The following is a 15742-nucleotide window of genomic DNA, read 5'->3' on the forward strand; positions in this document are numbered from 1 at the left end:
AAACTGTGACTATACAGATTAGAAGGAGTGGTAATATGTTTTTAGCCTTAAGGGAAATGCGACATTCTAAAGCCAGATACCTATTAATTATGGTTATCATGTTATTGGTTTCCTTTCTTGTACTTTTCGTCACGGGACTAGCCAGAGGATTAGCTTATGCAAATATCTCTGCAGTAGAGAACATGCCGGCGAATTATTTTGTAGTGCAAGGTGATGCGGATCAGACCTTTAGACGTTCTCAGTTAACAGATACGGAGCTCCAGAATGTACGTGCAGTAGTTGGAGACAATAATGCATCTTCACTTGCAATGCAGATGAGCACTGTCACTGCTAACGAGGCAGACGTAAAAGCAGATATTACTTTTTTTGCAGTAGATATGAATGGGTTATTAGCTCCTAAAGTAGTTGAAGGTGACAAGATTACGAATGAGACAAACGGTAAAGTCCTTGTTGATCGTGACCTGGAACAGTCAGGAATCAAACTTGGCAGTATCATTCGTGATCAGGCAACCGGGATGGAATTTACTGTCGCAGGTTTTGTTGAGGATAGCTCTTACAGCCATACCCCAGTAGTTTATATCAACAATCAGGATTGGCAAGCTATGAAGCAGGGGGTTAACCAAGGAGAAGAAACCTTTTCGTCGGTACCGTTTAATGTGATTGCCCTTAATGCGAATGCTGATCAAGTAAATAAGATTTCAACGAATGTAAAAGATGTAGAGGTCATTACGCAAAAAGTAGCTATTTCCAATATTCCGGGCTACTCGGCAGAGCAGGGTTCACTGCTAATGATGATTGTTTTCCTGTTTGTGATCGCAGCGTTTGTTCTGGCAGTATTCTTCTATGTCATTACGATTCAGAAAACTAGTCAGTTTGGTATTCTGAAGGCGATGGGTACCAAAATGTCTTACTTGGCTTGGAGTGTGGTAGGGCAGGTTATGATTTTAGCTATTTCAAGTCTTTGCATTAGCTTACTGCTTACCTTTGGGATGAATAAGGTTCTGCCTGATTCGATGCCATTCCAACTGGAGCCTTCCACCATTCTTTTAACCAGCTGTTTATTCGTTGGGATGTCTCTTTTAGGATCACTAATTTCTGTCGCTAAAGTGGCAAAAGTAGATGCATTAGAAGCTATTGGGAGGGCTGGAGCATGAGTGCAAAACTAATCATGAAGCAAGTAACCAAAAACTACGGTGATGGCGATACAACGGTGTCTGTGCTGAACAATTTGAATCTGATCGTTAATGAAGGGGAATTCGTTGCTGTCCTTGGACCTTCGGGAACAGGGAAAAGTACATTCCTTTCAGCGGCTGGTGCACTTCTAACACCTACTAGTGGTGAAATTTTTATAGATGGGGAATCACTTACAGATAAAAGTAAAAGTGAGCTGACGGAGCTCCGTTTAGAGAAGATAGGTTTTATGTTCCAAAGCGCTCAGTTGTTGCCTTATTTGAAGGTGGAGGAGCAACTCCTTTTTGTAGCCAAGCAGGCGAAAATGAGTGCTAAGGAAGCGAAGGAACGGGCTGCTGATTTGATGAAGCGGCTGGATATCTGGAAACGGCGTAATCATTATCCGGAACAGCTCTCCGGTGGGGAGAAGCAGCGTGTAGCTATCGCTAGAGCGTGGATGAATAAACCAGCGATTCTCTTTGCAGACGAGCCGACAGCCAGTCTGGACTTCAAACGCGGAAGAGAAGTTGTACGCATGATCGCTGATGAGGTGAAGAGTGAAGGTAAAGCAGCGGTAATGGTCACTCATGATGAACGGATGCTCGAATGGTGTGACCGGGTTCTGCATCTGGAAGACGGGCATTTGGTTGAACATCAAGTATAATTTCATAGTGTGGAAGAAAAAAAGCTACTTGTCTTTTCTAAAGACAAGTAGCTTTTTTATAAAGACATCGGTAGCTAAGGAAGAAGAACATTCTTGATGTCGGATGATTGAGAATTGCCTTTCCAGATGATGTTGCCTGATTGGCAGCTCTTTGATCTCACCGCTTTCTAGTTCCTTCCGTACAATCCATCTGGAGAGCATGGCGATTCCGAGGCCAGAGGCTACAGCTTCTTTAACACCTTGAGAGCTGTTGAAGACATAGGATCTTTTAACAGATATATCTTCCTCCTGTAGGAAATGATCACTGAAAGCTCGTGTACCCGAGCCGTGCTCCCGAAGCACCCAAACCTGATCCTGCAACATGCTCTGCTCCACAGAAATCGCTTTTGACAGAGGGTGGGTAGCAGGAGCGACCATAATCATCTCGTCTTTCATATAAGGAGTGACATTCAGATCATTCTCATGGACCTCACCTTCAATAAACCCTATGTCCAGTTCGTTGGATTTAACGCCTCCAATAATCTCCTCAGTATTGCCTATCGTCACTTGCAGCTTGACCTGCGGATATTGATTGGCAAAATCAGCAAGTCTTGCCGGCAAAATATATTCACCTATAGTAAAACTAGCGCCGATATGTATACTCCCAGTGACTTCGTCCTGAAGCATATGGATTTCCTGACTTGCTTCATCGAAATGAGCCAATATTTGTTTGGCGTGTTTATAAAGAATACTGCCGGCTTCTGTTAATCTAACCTGTTTAGAAGAACGATGCAGGAGTTTAGCACCGAGCTCATTCTCAAGATTCCGGATATGCAGACTGACACCGGGTTGAGATAAATTCAGCGCTTCTCCTGCTTTGGAAAAATGACTCAGTTCAGCTACAGTAACGAATACGCGTAATGGATCTACAATCATTGTAATCCCTCATTAGATTAGTCTATACTCCCGAATAAGCCAAGAATCCACCGTCAACGGGGACGGTAACTCCGGTCACAAAGCTTGACATTGCTTCATCTGCTAACCAGAGTAGTGTGCCAAGCAGATCCTCCGGCTGTCCAAAGCGGCGCATTGGAGTATGAGAGATGATTTTTTGGGAACGGTCTGTAAGCTCGCCATCTTCACGAACCAACAGCTTCTCATTTTGTTTAGTAAGGAAAAAGCCAGGGGCAATGGCATTCACACGTATACCAGACTCAGCGAAATGAACGGAGAGCCACTGGGTGAGATTATTAATTCCTGCTTTGGCAGCGCTGTAGGCAGGTACTTTGGTCATTGGAGAAGGTGCGCTCATGGATGAAATATTAATAACAGATGTGCCCGTTCTGCCGAGCATCTGCTTGGCAAAAACTTGGGTTGGGATCAATGTTCCAATCAGATTAAGGTCCATCACATTGCGAAATCCATCTACACTAAGGTCAAAAAAAGTAAATATGTCCGGGTTCTCCAGATCATCATTTTTGAAAATCTCTTGGGTCGTATTTGCTGAGGAATCATTTCCGCCAGCACCGTTAATTAATAGATCGCAAGGACCCCAGTGATTCTTAACAGCTTCTGCGGCTTTCATAACACTCTGTTGATCTGTAACATCACAGGAAAGTGAAATCGCTTGACCGCCTGCGGCTGTAATTTCAGCGGCAACCAAATCTCCCTTAGCTGCGGTGCGATTTAGAATCGCGACTTTAGCTCCTTGCCGACCTAACTCTAGCGCCATAACCCGGCATAATACACCGGCTCCTCCGGTAATCACAGCGATTTTTCCTTCTAATGCTGGATGCAAAGTTAATTCTATCATAACCATTGAACCTCCCTAAAAGTCCTGAGTGTGATTAAAGTTCCTTATCAAGTACATGCTGTGATTTTTTTGGCGAAAATCCTATATGATTATAGAACCGTACAGCATCTTCTCTGGTTTGATTGGTACGTACTCTAATTTTGCTAAACCCTGTTTGGATTGCCCATCGTTCACAGGTTTCTACAAGCTGTCTGCCAATTCCTTCTCCGCGGCAAGTCTGATCAACAACAAGACCTCCTATTTCAATAAATGAAGGAGATTCAAGTAAGATTCGAACGGTCGCATGTATCCATCCTACCAATTGGTGATCTGATTCAGCTACATATACAGTATGATCTTTGTGTGTTCCGATTTCTTGTAGTCTTTCTCCTAATTGATCGATATTCAAAGGATATCCAAGCTGGCTTGAGAGTCTTGCTATCTCTTGAATGTCGCTTATAGATGCTGTTCTGATAAGAATATCGTTCACCACCTCAAAATTGAAGGTTAGAGCCTTTTTATTATAGTTCATCACATAGATTAAGACATTCCCTAATAAATTTACTTAGTGCTGTTACGATAGGCAGAAGGGGAGATTCCTATTGTCTTTTTGAAATATTTAGAGAAATGGGCTAATTCCATACTGACTTGCTCCGCGATATCTGAAATGCTGAAATTGCTATAAGAAAGCTGTCTTTTAGCATGCTCCATTCTTTTCAATTGTACATAATGCATGGGGGGAACCCCTATAAATTTCTTGAAGTAGGGGATGAAATAGTTCGGATGTAAGTGGACAATTTCTGCTAACTCTTCTATTTCTATGGGTTTATCCAGCCGCTCATCAATATATTGAAGCACATAGGCGAGCTTTCCTTGATCCCCCGTATGTATAAATTCTTGCATAAAGTCTGTTTTGATATTCTCGTTCGATTCAAGACAAGTAGCAATTAGATTGAGGACGTTCGCCTGAGTACGCAGAATGGACAATACATCATCTTTTTGAAACTGTTCGATCATTTCTGTGAAAATAACCCGTACGGAATCTGGGTTGGGCGCATCACAGATAAACAGTTTGTTTGCCGAATGGAATAAGGGCCACTCCCCAATATCAGCATCAAAATGGCAGAAATAGCGTGTATAGGGATCATTCATTGACGTCTCTGTAGTTTGAGTGCTTCCTGCGGGCATGATCATTAGCTGACCTGCTCTCGGATAATAAGTAACACCGTTAATGATAACTTTTCCCTCACCGCGGTCAATAAAATACAGCCGATTAAAGGTTGGAGTTTCCAACGTACGATTCCACCCGCTATATCCGCTTCTAAGTTGGGCATGGGTCACTTTTACGGTAAGATTCTGGAGGAATCTGCCGGTAAGGTTACCTGGATTATTCATCATCTAGCTCCTCTATGACTTGATTATCCTTATTATAACGAATTAATTTAACTAAATCATCTTATTATTGTGCAAATAATGCTTAGTTTCGCTCATGTTCATGTCTATTAATTAAGTATATTCTCATAACATAACCTCAAATAGGGAAGTGATCTGATTGAATAAAGTACGGTATGGCATTATTGGAATTGGGAATATGGGGAGTGCACATGCACAAAGTCTGTTGAATCATATTAAAGATGCTGAGCTTGCAGCTGTATGTGATGTAAGGGAAGAACGTTTGAAATGGGCAGAAGAGCATTTACCGGAAAGTGTACAGAAATTTGCAACACCCCAAGAGTTATATGAGTCTCATCTCATAGATGCAGTATTAATCTGTACTCCACATTATGATCATCCAACTTTAGCTATCGAGGCTTTTCAATATGGATATCATGTATTGGTAGAGAAACCGGCTGGGGTTTATACCAAAGCTGTTAAGCAGATGAACGAAGCTGCAGCAAAGTCTGATCGTAAATTCGGAATCATGTATAACCAGCGGACGAATCCTTTGTATCAAAAGCTTAGAGATCTCATACAGTCTGGTGAACTAGGCGAAATCCGCCGCACAAATTGGATTATCACCAACTGGTACAGATCACAAAGCTACTATAACTCTGGTGGTTGGCGGGCTACATGGGCAGGCGAAGGTGGCGGGGTGCTGCTGAATCAAGATCCTCATCAACTAGATTTATGGCAGTGGACGACAGGTATGATGCCTAAGCGGATCAGAGCATTTTGTCATTTTGGTAAATACCGCAATATTGAGGTTGAAGACGATGTAACCGCTTATGTGGAATATGAAAATGGTGCGACAGGGCTTTTTATCACCACAACAGGTGAAGCACCGGGAACTAACCGTTTCGAAATTACTGGTGATCATGGAAAAATCGTAGTGGAAGACGGGAAATTAACCTTTTGGCGTCTACGCACGGCGGAGCCGCAATTCAATGCAGAGTTTACGGGAGGATTCGGCAGTCCAGAATGTTGGAAATGTGAGATTCCTGTAGAAGAGGGTGGCGGGGAACAGCATAAAGGAATTTTGCGGAACTTTACGAATGCCATTCTACACGATGAGAAATTGTTAGCTCCGGGTGAGGAAGGCATTCACGGTCTAACGCTATCTAATGGGATGTATTTATCGGCTTGGACCGACGATTGGGTGGAGTTACCGATTGATGAAGATTTATTTTATGAGAAGCTCATGGAAAAGGTGGAGAATTCTAACTTCAACAAAGAAACCACAGCCGCCCAAACCTTTGATGTTAAGGGAACTCATTAAATTTTAATCAGAGAGGAAAGATCCTATGAATCGTTCAACCATTGCTGCTCAAATGTACACATTACGTGATTTTACTAAAACTGCGGAGGATTTAAGATCTACTTTTCAAAAGGTCTCTGCTATGGGTTATGAAGCTATTCAGATTTCAGGCATCGGGCCAATCGATCCGAAGCTCGTAAAAGAGTATGCGGATGAAGCAGGTCTGGCAATATGTGCAACCCATGTGTCTTGGGATCGGCTAGTGAGCGATTTGGATGCTTTAGCCGCTGAACATAAGCTGTGGAACTGCAAAAATATTGGACTAGGAAGTTTACCGGAAAAATTCCGTACGGGGCAAGAAGGTTACCGTGAATTCGCCAAGCTGATGTCGGGCATTGCAGTTACACTAAAAGAACAACATGATCTGCAATTTGTTTATCATAATCACGATTTTGAATTTGAACGGTTTGATGGATTGACTGGCATGGAAATTCTGCTCACTGAGTCTGATCCTGCTGTTGGTTTTGAGCTGGATTTATATTGGGTTCAAGCGGGCGGAGGGAGTCCAGCCGAATGGATACGCAAAGTTGCAGGTCGAATGCAGGTAGTGCATTTAAAAGATATGGCGATTGTTAATAGAAAACAGATCTTTGCTGAAATCGGTGAAGGGAATATGGACTATAAAGAAATTATCAATGTCTGTCGCGAAACGGGTGTTGAATGGTTCGTAGTGGAGCAGGATGTTTGCCGCCGTGATCCTTTTGAAAGCTTGGAGATCAGTCTGCGGTATCTTCTTGATACCTTATAGAATGGAGTAATACTAATAGAAGGAGGGTTTCTATGAATCGAAAAAATGGGATGACCTATGCACCAACGTATGAATCCAAACCCGTAGTGAAGCCGGGGGAATTCATCATTGCCGCTATTGCCCTAGATCACGGTCATATTTACGGGATGTGTAACGGACTGGTTGAGGCAGGGGCAGAGCTGAAATGGGTATATGATCCGGACGAGGAAAAGGTCAGAAGTTTTATTAGTAAATATCCCGGTGTCAAAGCTGCCGGATCAATGGAAGAAGTTCTGGAAGATCCCGAAGTACAATTAATTGCAGCGGCCGCAATTCCATCTGAACGAGGACCTTTAGGCAATAGAGTAATGGCTCACGGTAAGGACTATTTTACGGATAAAGCCCCCTTTACGACCCTGGAACAGCTTGAAACCGCTAGAGCAATGGCAGCTGCAACCAATAAGAAATATATGGTCTACTATAGTGAACGCCTTCACGTTGAAAGCGCTATCTATGCGGGGCAGCTGATTCAACAAGGCGCTATTGGCCGTGTCCTGCAAGTCATTGGATTAGGGCCACATCGTCTAAATGCTCCTAACCGGCCGGAATGGTTTTTCCAAAGGGAGAAATATGGTGGGATTCTATGTGACATAGGCAGTCATCAAATAGAACAATTTTTGTATTATGCAGATTGTCAGGATGCTTCGGTTATTCATAGTAAAGTGGCCAATTACAATCATCCGACTTATCCCGAATTAGAGGATTTTGGTGATGCTACTCTTGTAGGGGACAATGGGGCAACACAATATTTTCGCGTGGATTGGTTTACCCCTGATGGGCTGGGCACTTGGGGAGACGGGCGCACGATGATTATGGGGACTGAAGGATACATTGAACTGCGTAAATATACTGATATAAGTCGTTCAAATACACCGGATCATGTGTACTGGGTCAATGGGGAAGGGGAACATTATGAGCATGTAGCAGGAAAGGTTGGTTTTCCTTTCTTTGGTGAGCTAATCCTTGACTGTCTGAATCGGACAGAGCTGGCGATGACACAGACCCATGTGTTCAAAGCTGCCGAGCTATGTCTGAAGGCTCAAGAGCAAGCGATCAATCTAACCCCAGCAATACTCAGATAACGATGGAATGATGAACGGAGGGTAATATAGATGAAAGAACTTGGAGCAGCCATTATTGGATGCGGAGCCATTTTCCCTCTTCATGCAAAAACATTAACAGGCATCGATGGTGTGAGACTACTTGCGGTTGCAGATATTGATGCTGACAAAGCATTGCAGACATCTAATGAATATGACTGCCAAGCCACTAATAATTATAGAGAAATTTTGAAGGATGACCGTATTCATGTTGTACATCTCTGTACGCCTCATTATTTACATGCAGAAATGGCTACGGAGTTGTTACAAGCAGGAAAACATGTCCTCACCGAAAAGCCTATGGCGACAGATCTTCCTTCAGCCAGACGAATACTTGAAGCCGCACAGCAAAGCACAGGTCAGCTTGGTGTGGTGTTTCAGAACCGTTATAATGATGCCTCGATGTATATTAAGCAGGTGATTGACTCAGGAATATATGGGAAGCTGCTCTGTATGAAAGGAATCGTGACCTGGCACCGTAGCGAAAGTTATTATAGCGATAGTAACTGGAGAGGACGCTGGTCTACGGAAGGTGGAGGTCTGCTAATTAACCAAACCATTCATACACTGGATTTACTTCAGTGGTTTGGTGGAGAGGTGGCATCGGTGAAAGGGAGTATTACCACGGATGTGCTAAATGGGGTCATAGAGGTAGAAGATACCGCCCATGCCTGCATCGATTTCACTAGTAATGTCAGAGGGCTTTTTTATGGTACAAATACCTATCTGGAGAATTCTCCAGTGGAGCTGGAGCTAGTTTTTGAAAAGGGTACTATCAACCTCCGCAGAGATCATTTGTATCTTTGGAAGGATGGAAAGGAAACCTTGCTGTGCGAGCCTAGTTTCAGTGCCACGGAAGGTAAATCCTATTGGGGCACCGGGCATAAGAGACTGATTGAGGACTTCTATGAGCATGTCGCCAGGGGCCAAAAGTTTTGGTTGGATGGTGCTGAAGGGATAAAAGCGCTGGAGTTGGTGGCGGGGATTTATAGTTCATCGCAGAAGGCTGAATAATGATAAATAAGCTGTATCAAAAGTAGAGTAATCTACGAATGATACAGCTTATTGTATTTTAATGTAAAACACTTGTACTCAATCCTCCTAAATCAACGAAACTCTAAATAACCTGTAACCTTCCTTGGTAGCTTGTCCATGGGGTTGATTTATGTAATTATGTTCTTGGGTAAGTAATTCGTAGATTTACAATAAATATACACTGATGATTAACGGCAAGTAGGAGGGATTAGAAATGAGTGTTACATGGAAAAGAAGGATTCTGATCAATGATCCCATTTCACTAGATCCAGTTCAGATTCAGCAAGACTTGTACAGCGGCAACCAAGTTATTGTCCAGTTCTCTGATCCATCGACCTATGGTTCGATTCTGGATGAAGTAAATGAGCTTTGCGCGCGTTTTGATGAAAATTTTGGAGTGCGTTTTTATGGCCACTATTCTGTATCCTTTGATTGTGAGACACTCCTGCAGATTCCAAATGTTAAAATGCTGCTGCTGAATTGTCTTCACCAGGCACATAACACGAACGTATTGGCTAAGCTGAATAACCTGTATAGTCTGAGCGTGGGGATATATGAACTTGAAAATCCGGAAATTCTGAGTATAGATACGTTACGGTCTCTAAGTATTTTAAATATTAGCTCGGAGAAAAAGATGCTTAATCTGGAATACCTAAAAGAATTCTCTCGTTTAGAACAGTTGCATGTTATAGGTAAGGTTAAAAACCTTGATGCTATTGGAGATCTGGAGGATCTTACCTATCTCGCGCTGCACTCCATCAGCAACAAACCCTTACATTTTATTAATCGGCTAAAGAAATTGAAAGACCTACGTATTTTACTTGGAGGCAGAGAACATATTCAGGACATCGAAGAAAATGAAATCGAGAGCCTGGAAATTTGTAGAGTCCGTGGCTTTCATGACCTGAGTAATATTTCGGTTTTTCGTGCGTTAAAAAAGCTTGTGATTGAAGATCAAATCCAGTTACGTGAGATTAACTTTGATCAGCAGATGAAGGCACTGGAAGAGCTAACGATTATGAATTGCAAAACATTGGCTCATTTGACGGGAATGGAGCAATTACCTTTTCTGCACAAGCTTCGTATTTTCAAAACGGCGATCGATTTTGATTCATTTATAGAACAAGAGCTTCCAATCGGCTTAACCACAATAGAGTTTGCAACTTTTAAAAGAAAAGTAGATCAGGAAATTCAAAAAACAATAGTGGGGTTGGGCTATCAAAACGGAATTGTCTACAATGAGAACAGGGCATGATAAAGCCTTTTTTTGTTCCATAAATCTTGAGGACTTATTTCTATCTTTTTTACAAGCTTTTAAATATTTTATTTTTTTCATATAATAGTAGATATTAAATTTATAAATAATTGTAATACACCATGATAAGGTTATAATTGATACAGAAAAGGTGTGACGCCTAAGAAGGAGCGCCCACATCCTTTCTGCAAAATTCAGGGGATAAGGATGGTAATAATGGGCAAAAGTGCAACTGATACAGACGTCATTTTAATTGGTGCCGGAATCATGAGTGCGACTTTAGGAACACTTTTGAAGGAATTAGTACCGGAATGGAAAATTAAAGTATTTGAAAAGCTTGAAAAAGCAGGGGAAGAAAGCTCTAATGAATGGAATAATGCAGGAACCGGGCATGCGGCGCTCTGTGAGCTTAATTATACTGTTGAAAAGCCAGACGGATCTATAGACATTAGCAAAGCTATTCAGATTAATGAACAGTTTCAGCTTTCGATGCAGTTTTGGTCTTATCTTGTAAATCGCAAGCTGATACATACTCCCCAGGACTTTATTATGCCGTTACCTCATATGAGTTTGGTGCAAGGGGAGAAGGATATAGCTTTTTTAAAGAAAAGATTTGAAGCGCTCTCAAAAAATCCATTATTCCAAGGGATGGAATTTTCCGCTGACTCTAAAAAACTGATGGAATGGATTCCACTTATTATACAAAATCGTCCTGCGAATGAATCCATTGCGGCTACAAAAATTGACTCTGGAACGGATGTTAACTTTGGTGCTTTAACGCGTATCTTATTTGAGCATTTAAAGAGTAAAAACGTCGATCTTCACTACAAACATAGTGTCAATAGTATGAAACGCAATAGTGCTGGCTTATGGGATCTAAAAATCAGAAATGCCAGCGGTAACATTGAACAACATACAGCGAAATTTGTGTTTATTGGTGGCGGGGGAGGAAGCCTGCACTTACTGCAGAAATCCGGTATTCCTGAAGGAAAACATATTGGAGGATTCCCAGTAAGTGGTATTTTTATGGTGTGTAATAATCCGGAAGTTATTGCGCAGCATCATGCCAAAGTATACGGCAAAGCTAAAGTTGGAGCCCCTCCAATGTCCGTACCGCACTTAGACACAAGATTTATCGACAATAAAAAATCGCTTCTATTTGGGCCATTTGCCGGCTTCTCACCTAAATTCTTAAAAACGGGCTCAATGTTTGATTTAATAACTTCTGTAAAACCGGATAACCTCATAACAATGCTGTCGGCAGGTGCTAAAAACATGTCATTAACAAAATACCTGATCGAACAAGTGCTGTTATCGAAAGAAAAACGTCTGGAAGAACTGAAAGAGTTTATCCCCAATGCCAAAATTGAAGATTGGGATCTTGTTGTAGCTGGTCAGCGTGTGCAAGTTATCAAAGATACAGAAGCTGGCAAAGGCACACTTCAATTTGGTACGGAGGTTATTAGTGCCGCTGATGGTTCGGTCGCAGCATTGTTAGGGGCTTCCCCTGGAGCTTCTACGGCTGTTCACGTGATGCTTGAAGTGCTTAACAAATGTTTCCCTCAATATATAAAAGAATGGGAACCCAAAATAAAAGAAATGATTCCTTCTTATGGCTTGTCACTAATGGATAATCCCGTGCTTCTGCAGAAAATTCACACTACAACAGCAGATACACTGGGTTTAGGTGGAAAAGAACATGTTTTTAATCAAAAGGTGTTTTAGTAATAAAAGAGCTGCCGAGAGGCAGTTTTTTTTTTGCTCAAATCTGAACTATTGACACAAAAGTGTATTACACGTATAGTACATAAATGAGATGTATGAACCACTTAGTACACACACTTAGTATATGGAGTTGGTTGTATGACAGAAGAACAGAAATCAGGCGTCAGCTTTAATATTCGTGAGCCGGTATATATTCAAGTTGTGCGTCATTTCAAGGAACAGATCGCCACAGGGCAAATCGGAGCGGGAGACAAAATTCCTTCACGGCGTGAACTGGCATCAGTAATGAAGATTAATGCGAACACGGCGCAGAAGGCATATAAGGAAATGGAGGAACAGGGTTTGATCGTAACAGAAGGGAATTCCCCGAGCCGAATTACACAGGATCAGCAAATCCTAAACTCGATTCGAGCTGAATTAATCGAAAGTGCAGTGGATATATTCATCAGCTCCATTCAGAATATTCAAATTCCAGTTGAAGAACTGGTAGAGATCATAAAGACAAAATATACATCCGAGCGCAAGTTATCTCCAGAGGGTGGTGACACAAGATGATCCAAGTGAATCAGATGGTAAAGAATTATGGATTCAAGAAGGTACTAAATGGCGTTAGCTTCACTGCTGCCAAGGGAGAGATTACCTGCCTGATCGGAATCAATGGTGCCGGGAAGTCAACAGTGCTGAAGTCCATCATGGGACTGACACCATTCAAAGGGGAAGTCTTAATCGATAACGCATCACTAACGCCTGCGATGTATGAGAAAATCACTTTCATTCCAGATTCGTTAACGATGCCCTCTAATATGCGAATTGCTGATTGCTTGAGCTTTATGGCTGACTTTTATCGGAATTGGAACGCTGAACGTGCAAAGGAAATGCTTAAGTTCTTCCGACTGAGCTCTTCAGATCGCGTATCCTCATTGTCGAAAGGGATGGCTGCGAAGGTGAATTTGTTGCTGGGACTTGCCTTGGATTGTGATTACATCCTAATGGACGAGCCGTTCTCGGGAATTGATATGTTCAGCCGCGAGCAAATTACTGATGTGTTCACGAGTGAATTGATCGAGGATCGTGGTGTGATTATTACAACTCATGAAATTAACGATATTGAGCATTTAATTGATAAAGCGGTCTTGCTACAGCACGGGAAGGTAGAACGTGAATTCTACTGTGAAGAAGTTCGCGAGCAGGAAGGTAAGTCCATTACGGACGTAATGAGAGAGGTGTACTTGAAATGAGAGCTTTTGTGAAGCTATTGAATTTTGAAATGAACCGATTTGCCAAAATATATATTGGACTCATGGTGCTGACAGTTGCCTTGCAGCTTGCAGCAGTCACCATCGGTGCTAATCATTGGCTGGATTCTGCGAATGAGGCAATGAGAGTGAATCAATGGACGCTTGAGCAATATCACAATGTGACTGGATATATTCAGCTAAACAGTATGATGTATGCTCGCTATAATGGACTTCTATATTTCGGACCCATATTTTTGAGCATAACAGTGTTGCTAATATATAGCTGCTTCATCTGGTACCGTGACTGGAGAGGTAAAAATACGATAGTATATCGCCTGCTCACCTTGCCATCCAATCGGGCGAATTTGTATTTTGCCAAGCTGGTTACGATCTTGCTATTCGCATTTGGACTTGTTGCCCTGCAAATTGTGCTTGTGCCACTGGAGCGTTTGATAGCACAGTCGATTCTTCCTGCTGAACTATATCGGAACATCTCGGTATTTGATTATTTGAAGTATCCTACTGTGCTTAAAGTTCTGGTTCCGCCCTACTTTTCTGAGTTTGTTCTATATTATGGACTGGGCATTACGGGCTTGATCGTCTTGTTCACAGCGATTCTAATGGAGCGGAGCTACAGACTGAAAGGGATCGGCTTTATCATATTATACTTAGCGGTTCTGGCTGGATTAGCCTCAATACCCTATCTTATGGGTTATAGCAGATATGATAGCTACTTCTATCCCGGAGAGATCATAGGTGCTTGTCTCGGATTAATAGTGATTATTGCTGGAGGTTCGCTTTGGTACAGCTTATATCTATTGCGTAAGAAAATATCGGTATAATTGAAGGGGTATGGAGGTTAAGGAATGAGAAAATATATGGTTACCGCCGTTCTTGTAGTGTTCTCGGTTGTTACAATCGGGACGTATTATGTACAGGCCTCACAAGAGACACTACCTAATTATAAGCTGACGATGGTTCAAGGGGATGCTTCCCTCGTTGAAGGTATAGCCTTATACGGAAATTATCTGACTAAGGATAGTGTTTTTGGCATCAAACGAGCTAATATCACTACAAATGGTACAGATTATCCAGATGAAAAGTTAACGATCAGCCAAAGCTTAAACCGAAGACCAGTGAACACACAATTGGATAAATGGAGGGATCAGCATCGTCAGTTCATGCGTGGGAAGAAGAACTTAGCTGGGTTCTATGAAAATCAGGATATGCTTGCTTACGTGAATTGGACCGTAGATAAGCAGCAATCAAATGATCCATCAGCGAAGAAAAATGCTAGACTCAGTATTTCTGTGCTTAATAAGCAAAAGGATAATACGCAGGAAATCAGATCCGATATCAATGTGGATCATGATATTTCAGATATCTATGTACAAAATGTACAGCTTGTTGATCAAGAGCTTGTTGCAATGGTGTTTTTGAATCACGGCGCCAAAGGTTATGTAACTGAACCGCAGATTATCCGTGTTAATCTAACAACAAAGGAGATTACGAATGAGCCGCTCGTATTACCAGGAGCTAAATCTGAAGCAGCAAATGGGGATAATCAATTCGTTAGGTTAGCCAATCAAAATCTGGATCACTCGGATCAATGGATTTTAACGGTTAGTAAAGATAATCATAAAAAGGCATATCAAGTAGATGTTGCAACAGGACAAATCTCGCCGCTCGCGTTCCAAGGGCATGAAATGTTATTGAATAATATTATGAATGCGTATGGACAGAAAATTTATTTCCTGCAAAAAGCTGTATCGGGTAAGGAGAATATAGGATTTACTGTGATTTCTTACGATCTCGTGAGTAAAGAATATGAGACTACTCTGAAGAATACAAATATAGATTTAAGTGAAAACATTACCTATGATTTTAAACAAGACTATCTCTATATTGTGGGTTATAAGAATATGGATAATAAGTACTTCAAAGGTAATCGTCTGTATGTATTCAATTTGACAAGCGGTAACCTTGAATACGAAGGAAAAGCAGTATCTACAGAGGCTGCAAATCAGGCTGAAGATGAAGCTAACATGGATTTGAATTTTATCGATCTTGGTCAGTATTAGAATTACTTGTAGAATAGAAAAATAGAGATAAAGAGATATGAAAAGGTGAAATAAGCCGAGCTAGTGACTTCAAAAGTCAATTAGCTCGGCTTTTTAGTCGAAAGTTATAAAACAACCAATAATAACTGTATATCGATTAAAATATATTGTAAAACGATAAA

At 41.6% G+C, this 15742-nt stretch carries 16 protein-coding genes; 12 read left to right on the forward strand and 4 right to left on the reverse strand.

Annotated features, from left to right (window positions below; translation table 11 throughout):
- Nucleotides 1-56: 56 nt before the first annotated feature.
- Together MKY54_RS14540 and MKY54_RS14545 are read left to right on the forward strand one after the other, a co-directional pair.
- Nucleotides 57-1154 carry an ABC transporter permease gene (locus tag MKY54_RS14540; RefSeq protein WP_339190911.1) on the forward strand — a complete coding sequence of 366 codons (1098 nt, stop codon included), beginning with the start codon at nucleotides 57-59 and terminating at the stop codon, nucleotides 1152-1154.
- On the forward strand, nucleotides 1151-1834 hold the full coding sequence (locus MKY54_RS14545; RefSeq protein WP_076129337.1) for an ABC transporter ATP-binding protein: 684 nt from the start codon (nucleotides 1151-1153) through the stop codon (nucleotides 1832-1834). Before MKY54_RS14540 ends, MKY54_RS14545 begins: the two co-directional genes overlap by 4 nt.
- A 24-nt stretch (nucleotides 1835-1858) precedes the next feature.
- Here MKY54_RS14545 and MKY54_RS14550 read toward each other — a convergent pair whose 3' ends face one another.
- From MKY54_RS14550 to MKY54_RS14565, 4 genes are read right to left on the reverse strand one after another with little or no spacing between them, the layout of a single operon-like run.
- On the reverse strand, nucleotides 1859-2749 hold the full coding sequence (locus MKY54_RS14550; RefSeq protein WP_036678189.1) for a LysR family transcriptional regulator: 891 nt from the start codon (nucleotides 2747-2749) through the stop codon (nucleotides 1859-1861).
- Between the two features lie 22 nt (nucleotides 2750-2771).
- Nucleotides 2772-3626, reverse strand: a complete 855-nt coding sequence (locus tag MKY54_RS14555; protein ID WP_076280711.1) for an SDR family oxidoreductase — start codon at nucleotides 3624-3626, stop codon at nucleotides 2772-2774.
- A gap of 34 nt (nucleotides 3627-3660) precedes the next feature.
- Entirely contained in the window at nucleotides 3661-4137 is a 477-nt protein-coding gene (locus tag MKY54_RS14560) for a GNAT family N-acetyltransferase (protein ID WP_280753001.1), read from the reverse strand.
- Between the two features lie 29 nt (nucleotides 4138-4166).
- Nucleotides 4167-5000: an AraC family transcriptional regulator gene (locus MKY54_RS14565; protein ID WP_076129339.1), complete on the reverse strand. Its 834-nt coding sequence runs from the start codon at nucleotides 4998-5000 to the stop codon at nucleotides 4167-4169.
- A gap of 157 nt (nucleotides 5001-5157) precedes the next feature.
- Here MKY54_RS14565 and MKY54_RS14570 point away from each other — a divergent pair, with 157 nt between their 5' ends.
- The 10 genes from MKY54_RS14570 (at nucleotide 5158) to MKY54_RS14615 (ending at nucleotide 15581) form a co-directional block, all read left to right on the forward strand.
- Nucleotides 5158-6321 (forward strand): Gfo/Idh/MocA family oxidoreductase, encoded by a 1164-nt coding sequence (locus MKY54_RS14570; RefSeq protein WP_076280710.1) that lies wholly within the window; start codon nucleotides 5158-5160, stop codon nucleotides 6319-6321.
- Nucleotides 6322-6346: 25 nt separating this feature from the next.
- Entirely contained in the window at nucleotides 6347-7108 is a 762-nt protein-coding gene (locus MKY54_RS14575) for a sugar phosphate isomerase/epimerase (protein WP_339190915.1), read from the forward strand.
- Between the two features lie 32 nt (nucleotides 7109-7140).
- The gene (locus MKY54_RS14580) at nucleotides 7141-8229 is read left to right on the forward strand and encodes a Gfo/Idh/MocA family oxidoreductase (RefSeq protein WP_312148057.1); all 1089 of its coding nucleotides are present in this window, start codon (nucleotides 7141-7143) and stop codon (nucleotides 8227-8229) included.
- A gap of 30 nt (nucleotides 8230-8259) precedes the next feature.
- Nucleotides 8260-9261 carry a Gfo/Idh/MocA family oxidoreductase gene (locus MKY54_RS14585; RefSeq protein ID WP_076301996.1) on the forward strand — a complete coding sequence of 334 codons (1002 nt, stop codon included), beginning with the start codon at nucleotides 8260-8262 and terminating at the stop codon, nucleotides 9259-9261.
- A 235-nt stretch (nucleotides 9262-9496) separates the two neighbouring features.
- On the forward strand, nucleotides 9497-10537 hold the full coding sequence (locus tag MKY54_RS14590) for a hypothetical protein (protein WP_076129344.1): 1041 nt from the start codon (nucleotides 9497-9499) through the stop codon (nucleotides 10535-10537).
- A 216-nt stretch (nucleotides 10538-10753) separates the two neighbouring features.
- Nucleotides 10754-12262 carry a malate:quinone oxidoreductase gene (locus MKY54_RS14595; protein ID WP_076129345.1) on the forward strand — a complete coding sequence of 503 codons (1509 nt, stop codon included), beginning with the start codon at nucleotides 10754-10756 and terminating at the stop codon, nucleotides 12260-12262.
- A 138-nt stretch (nucleotides 12263-12400) separates the two neighbouring features.
- Complete coding sequence (locus tag MKY54_RS14600; protein ID WP_076129346.1) at nucleotides 12401-12817, forward strand: GntR family transcriptional regulator; 417 nt, start codon at nucleotides 12401-12403, stop codon at nucleotides 12815-12817.
- Nucleotides 12814-13500, forward strand: a complete 687-nt coding sequence (locus tag MKY54_RS14605; RefSeq protein WP_339190920.1) for an ABC transporter ATP-binding protein — start codon at nucleotides 12814-12816, stop codon at nucleotides 13498-13500. Before MKY54_RS14600 ends, MKY54_RS14605 begins: the two co-directional genes overlap by 4 nt.
- A complete protein-coding gene (locus tag MKY54_RS14610) occupies nucleotides 13497-14342 on the forward strand; it encodes a hypothetical protein (protein ID WP_248548200.1) in 846 nt (281 codons plus the stop codon). Before MKY54_RS14605 ends, MKY54_RS14610 begins: the two co-directional genes overlap by 4 nt.
- Before the next feature lie 24 nt (nucleotides 14343-14366).
- Nucleotides 14367-15581: a hypothetical protein gene (locus tag MKY54_RS14615; protein ID WP_076194266.1), complete on the forward strand. Its 1215-nt coding sequence runs from the start codon at nucleotides 14367-14369 to the stop codon at nucleotides 15579-15581.
- The last annotated feature ends 161 nt before the right edge of the window (nucleotides 15582-15742 follow it).

Source organism: Paenibacillus sp. FSL P2-0121, assembly GCF_037975345.1.
GTDB lineage: Bacteria > Bacillota > Bacilli > Paenibacillales > Paenibacillaceae > Paenibacillus_AQ > Paenibacillus_AQ odorifer.

What these genes read in the sequence shown, in the direction of transcription:
- MKY54_RS14610 (WP_248548200.1), top strand. Translation starts at nt 13,497, where the DNA reads ATGAGAGCTTTTGTGAAGCTATTGAATTTTGAAATGAACCGATTTGCC.
- MKY54_RS14575 (WP_339190915.1), top strand. Translation starts at nt 6,347, where the DNA reads ATGAATCGTTCAACCATTGCTGCTCAAATGTACACATTACGTGATTTT.
- MKY54_RS14555 (WP_076280711.1), bottom strand. Translation starts at nt 3,626, where the DNA reads ATGATAGAATTAACTTTGCATCCAGCATTAGAAGGAAAAATCGCTGTG.
- MKY54_RS14590 (WP_076129344.1), top strand. Translation starts at nt 9,497, where the DNA reads ATGAGTGTTACATGGAAAAGAAGGATTCTGATCAATGATCCCATTTCA.
- MKY54_RS14540 (WP_339190911.1), top strand. Translation starts at nt 57, where the DNA reads ATGCGACATTCTAAAGCCAGATACCTATTAATTATGGTTATCATGTTA.
- MKY54_RS14545 (WP_076129337.1), top strand. Translation starts at nt 1,151, where the DNA reads ATGAGTGCAAAACTAATCATGAAGCAAGTAACCAAAAACTACGGTGAT.
- MKY54_RS14580 (WP_312148057.1), top strand. Translation starts at nt 7,141, where the DNA reads ATGAATCGAAAAAATGGGATGACCTATGCACCAACGTATGAATCCAAA.
- MKY54_RS14605 (WP_339190920.1), top strand. Translation starts at nt 12,814, where the DNA reads ATGATCCAAGTGAATCAGATGGTAAAGAATTATGGATTCAAGAAGGTA.
- MKY54_RS14560 (WP_280753001.1), bottom strand. Translation starts at nt 4,137, where the DNA reads ATGAACTATAATAAAAAGGCTCTAACCTTCAATTTTGAGGTGGTGAAC.
- MKY54_RS14595 (WP_076129345.1), top strand. Translation starts at nt 10,754, where the DNA reads ATGGGCAAAAGTGCAACTGATACAGACGTCATTTTAATTGGTGCCGGA.
- MKY54_RS14585 (WP_076301996.1), top strand. Translation starts at nt 8,260, where the DNA reads ATGAAAGAACTTGGAGCAGCCATTATTGGATGCGGAGCCATTTTCCCT.
- MKY54_RS14550 (WP_036678189.1), bottom strand. Translation starts at nt 2,749, where the DNA reads ATGATTGTAGATCCATTACGCGTATTCGTTACTGTAGCTGAACTGAGT.
- MKY54_RS14600 (WP_076129346.1), top strand. Translation starts at nt 12,401, where the DNA reads ATGACAGAAGAACAGAAATCAGGCGTCAGCTTTAATATTCGTGAGCCG.
- MKY54_RS14615 (WP_076194266.1), top strand. Translation starts at nt 14,367, where the DNA reads ATGAGAAAATATATGGTTACCGCCGTTCTTGTAGTGTTCTCGGTTGTT.
- MKY54_RS14565 (WP_076129339.1), bottom strand. Translation starts at nt 5,000, where the DNA reads ATGAATAATCCAGGTAACCTTACCGGCAGATTCCTCCAGAATCTTACC.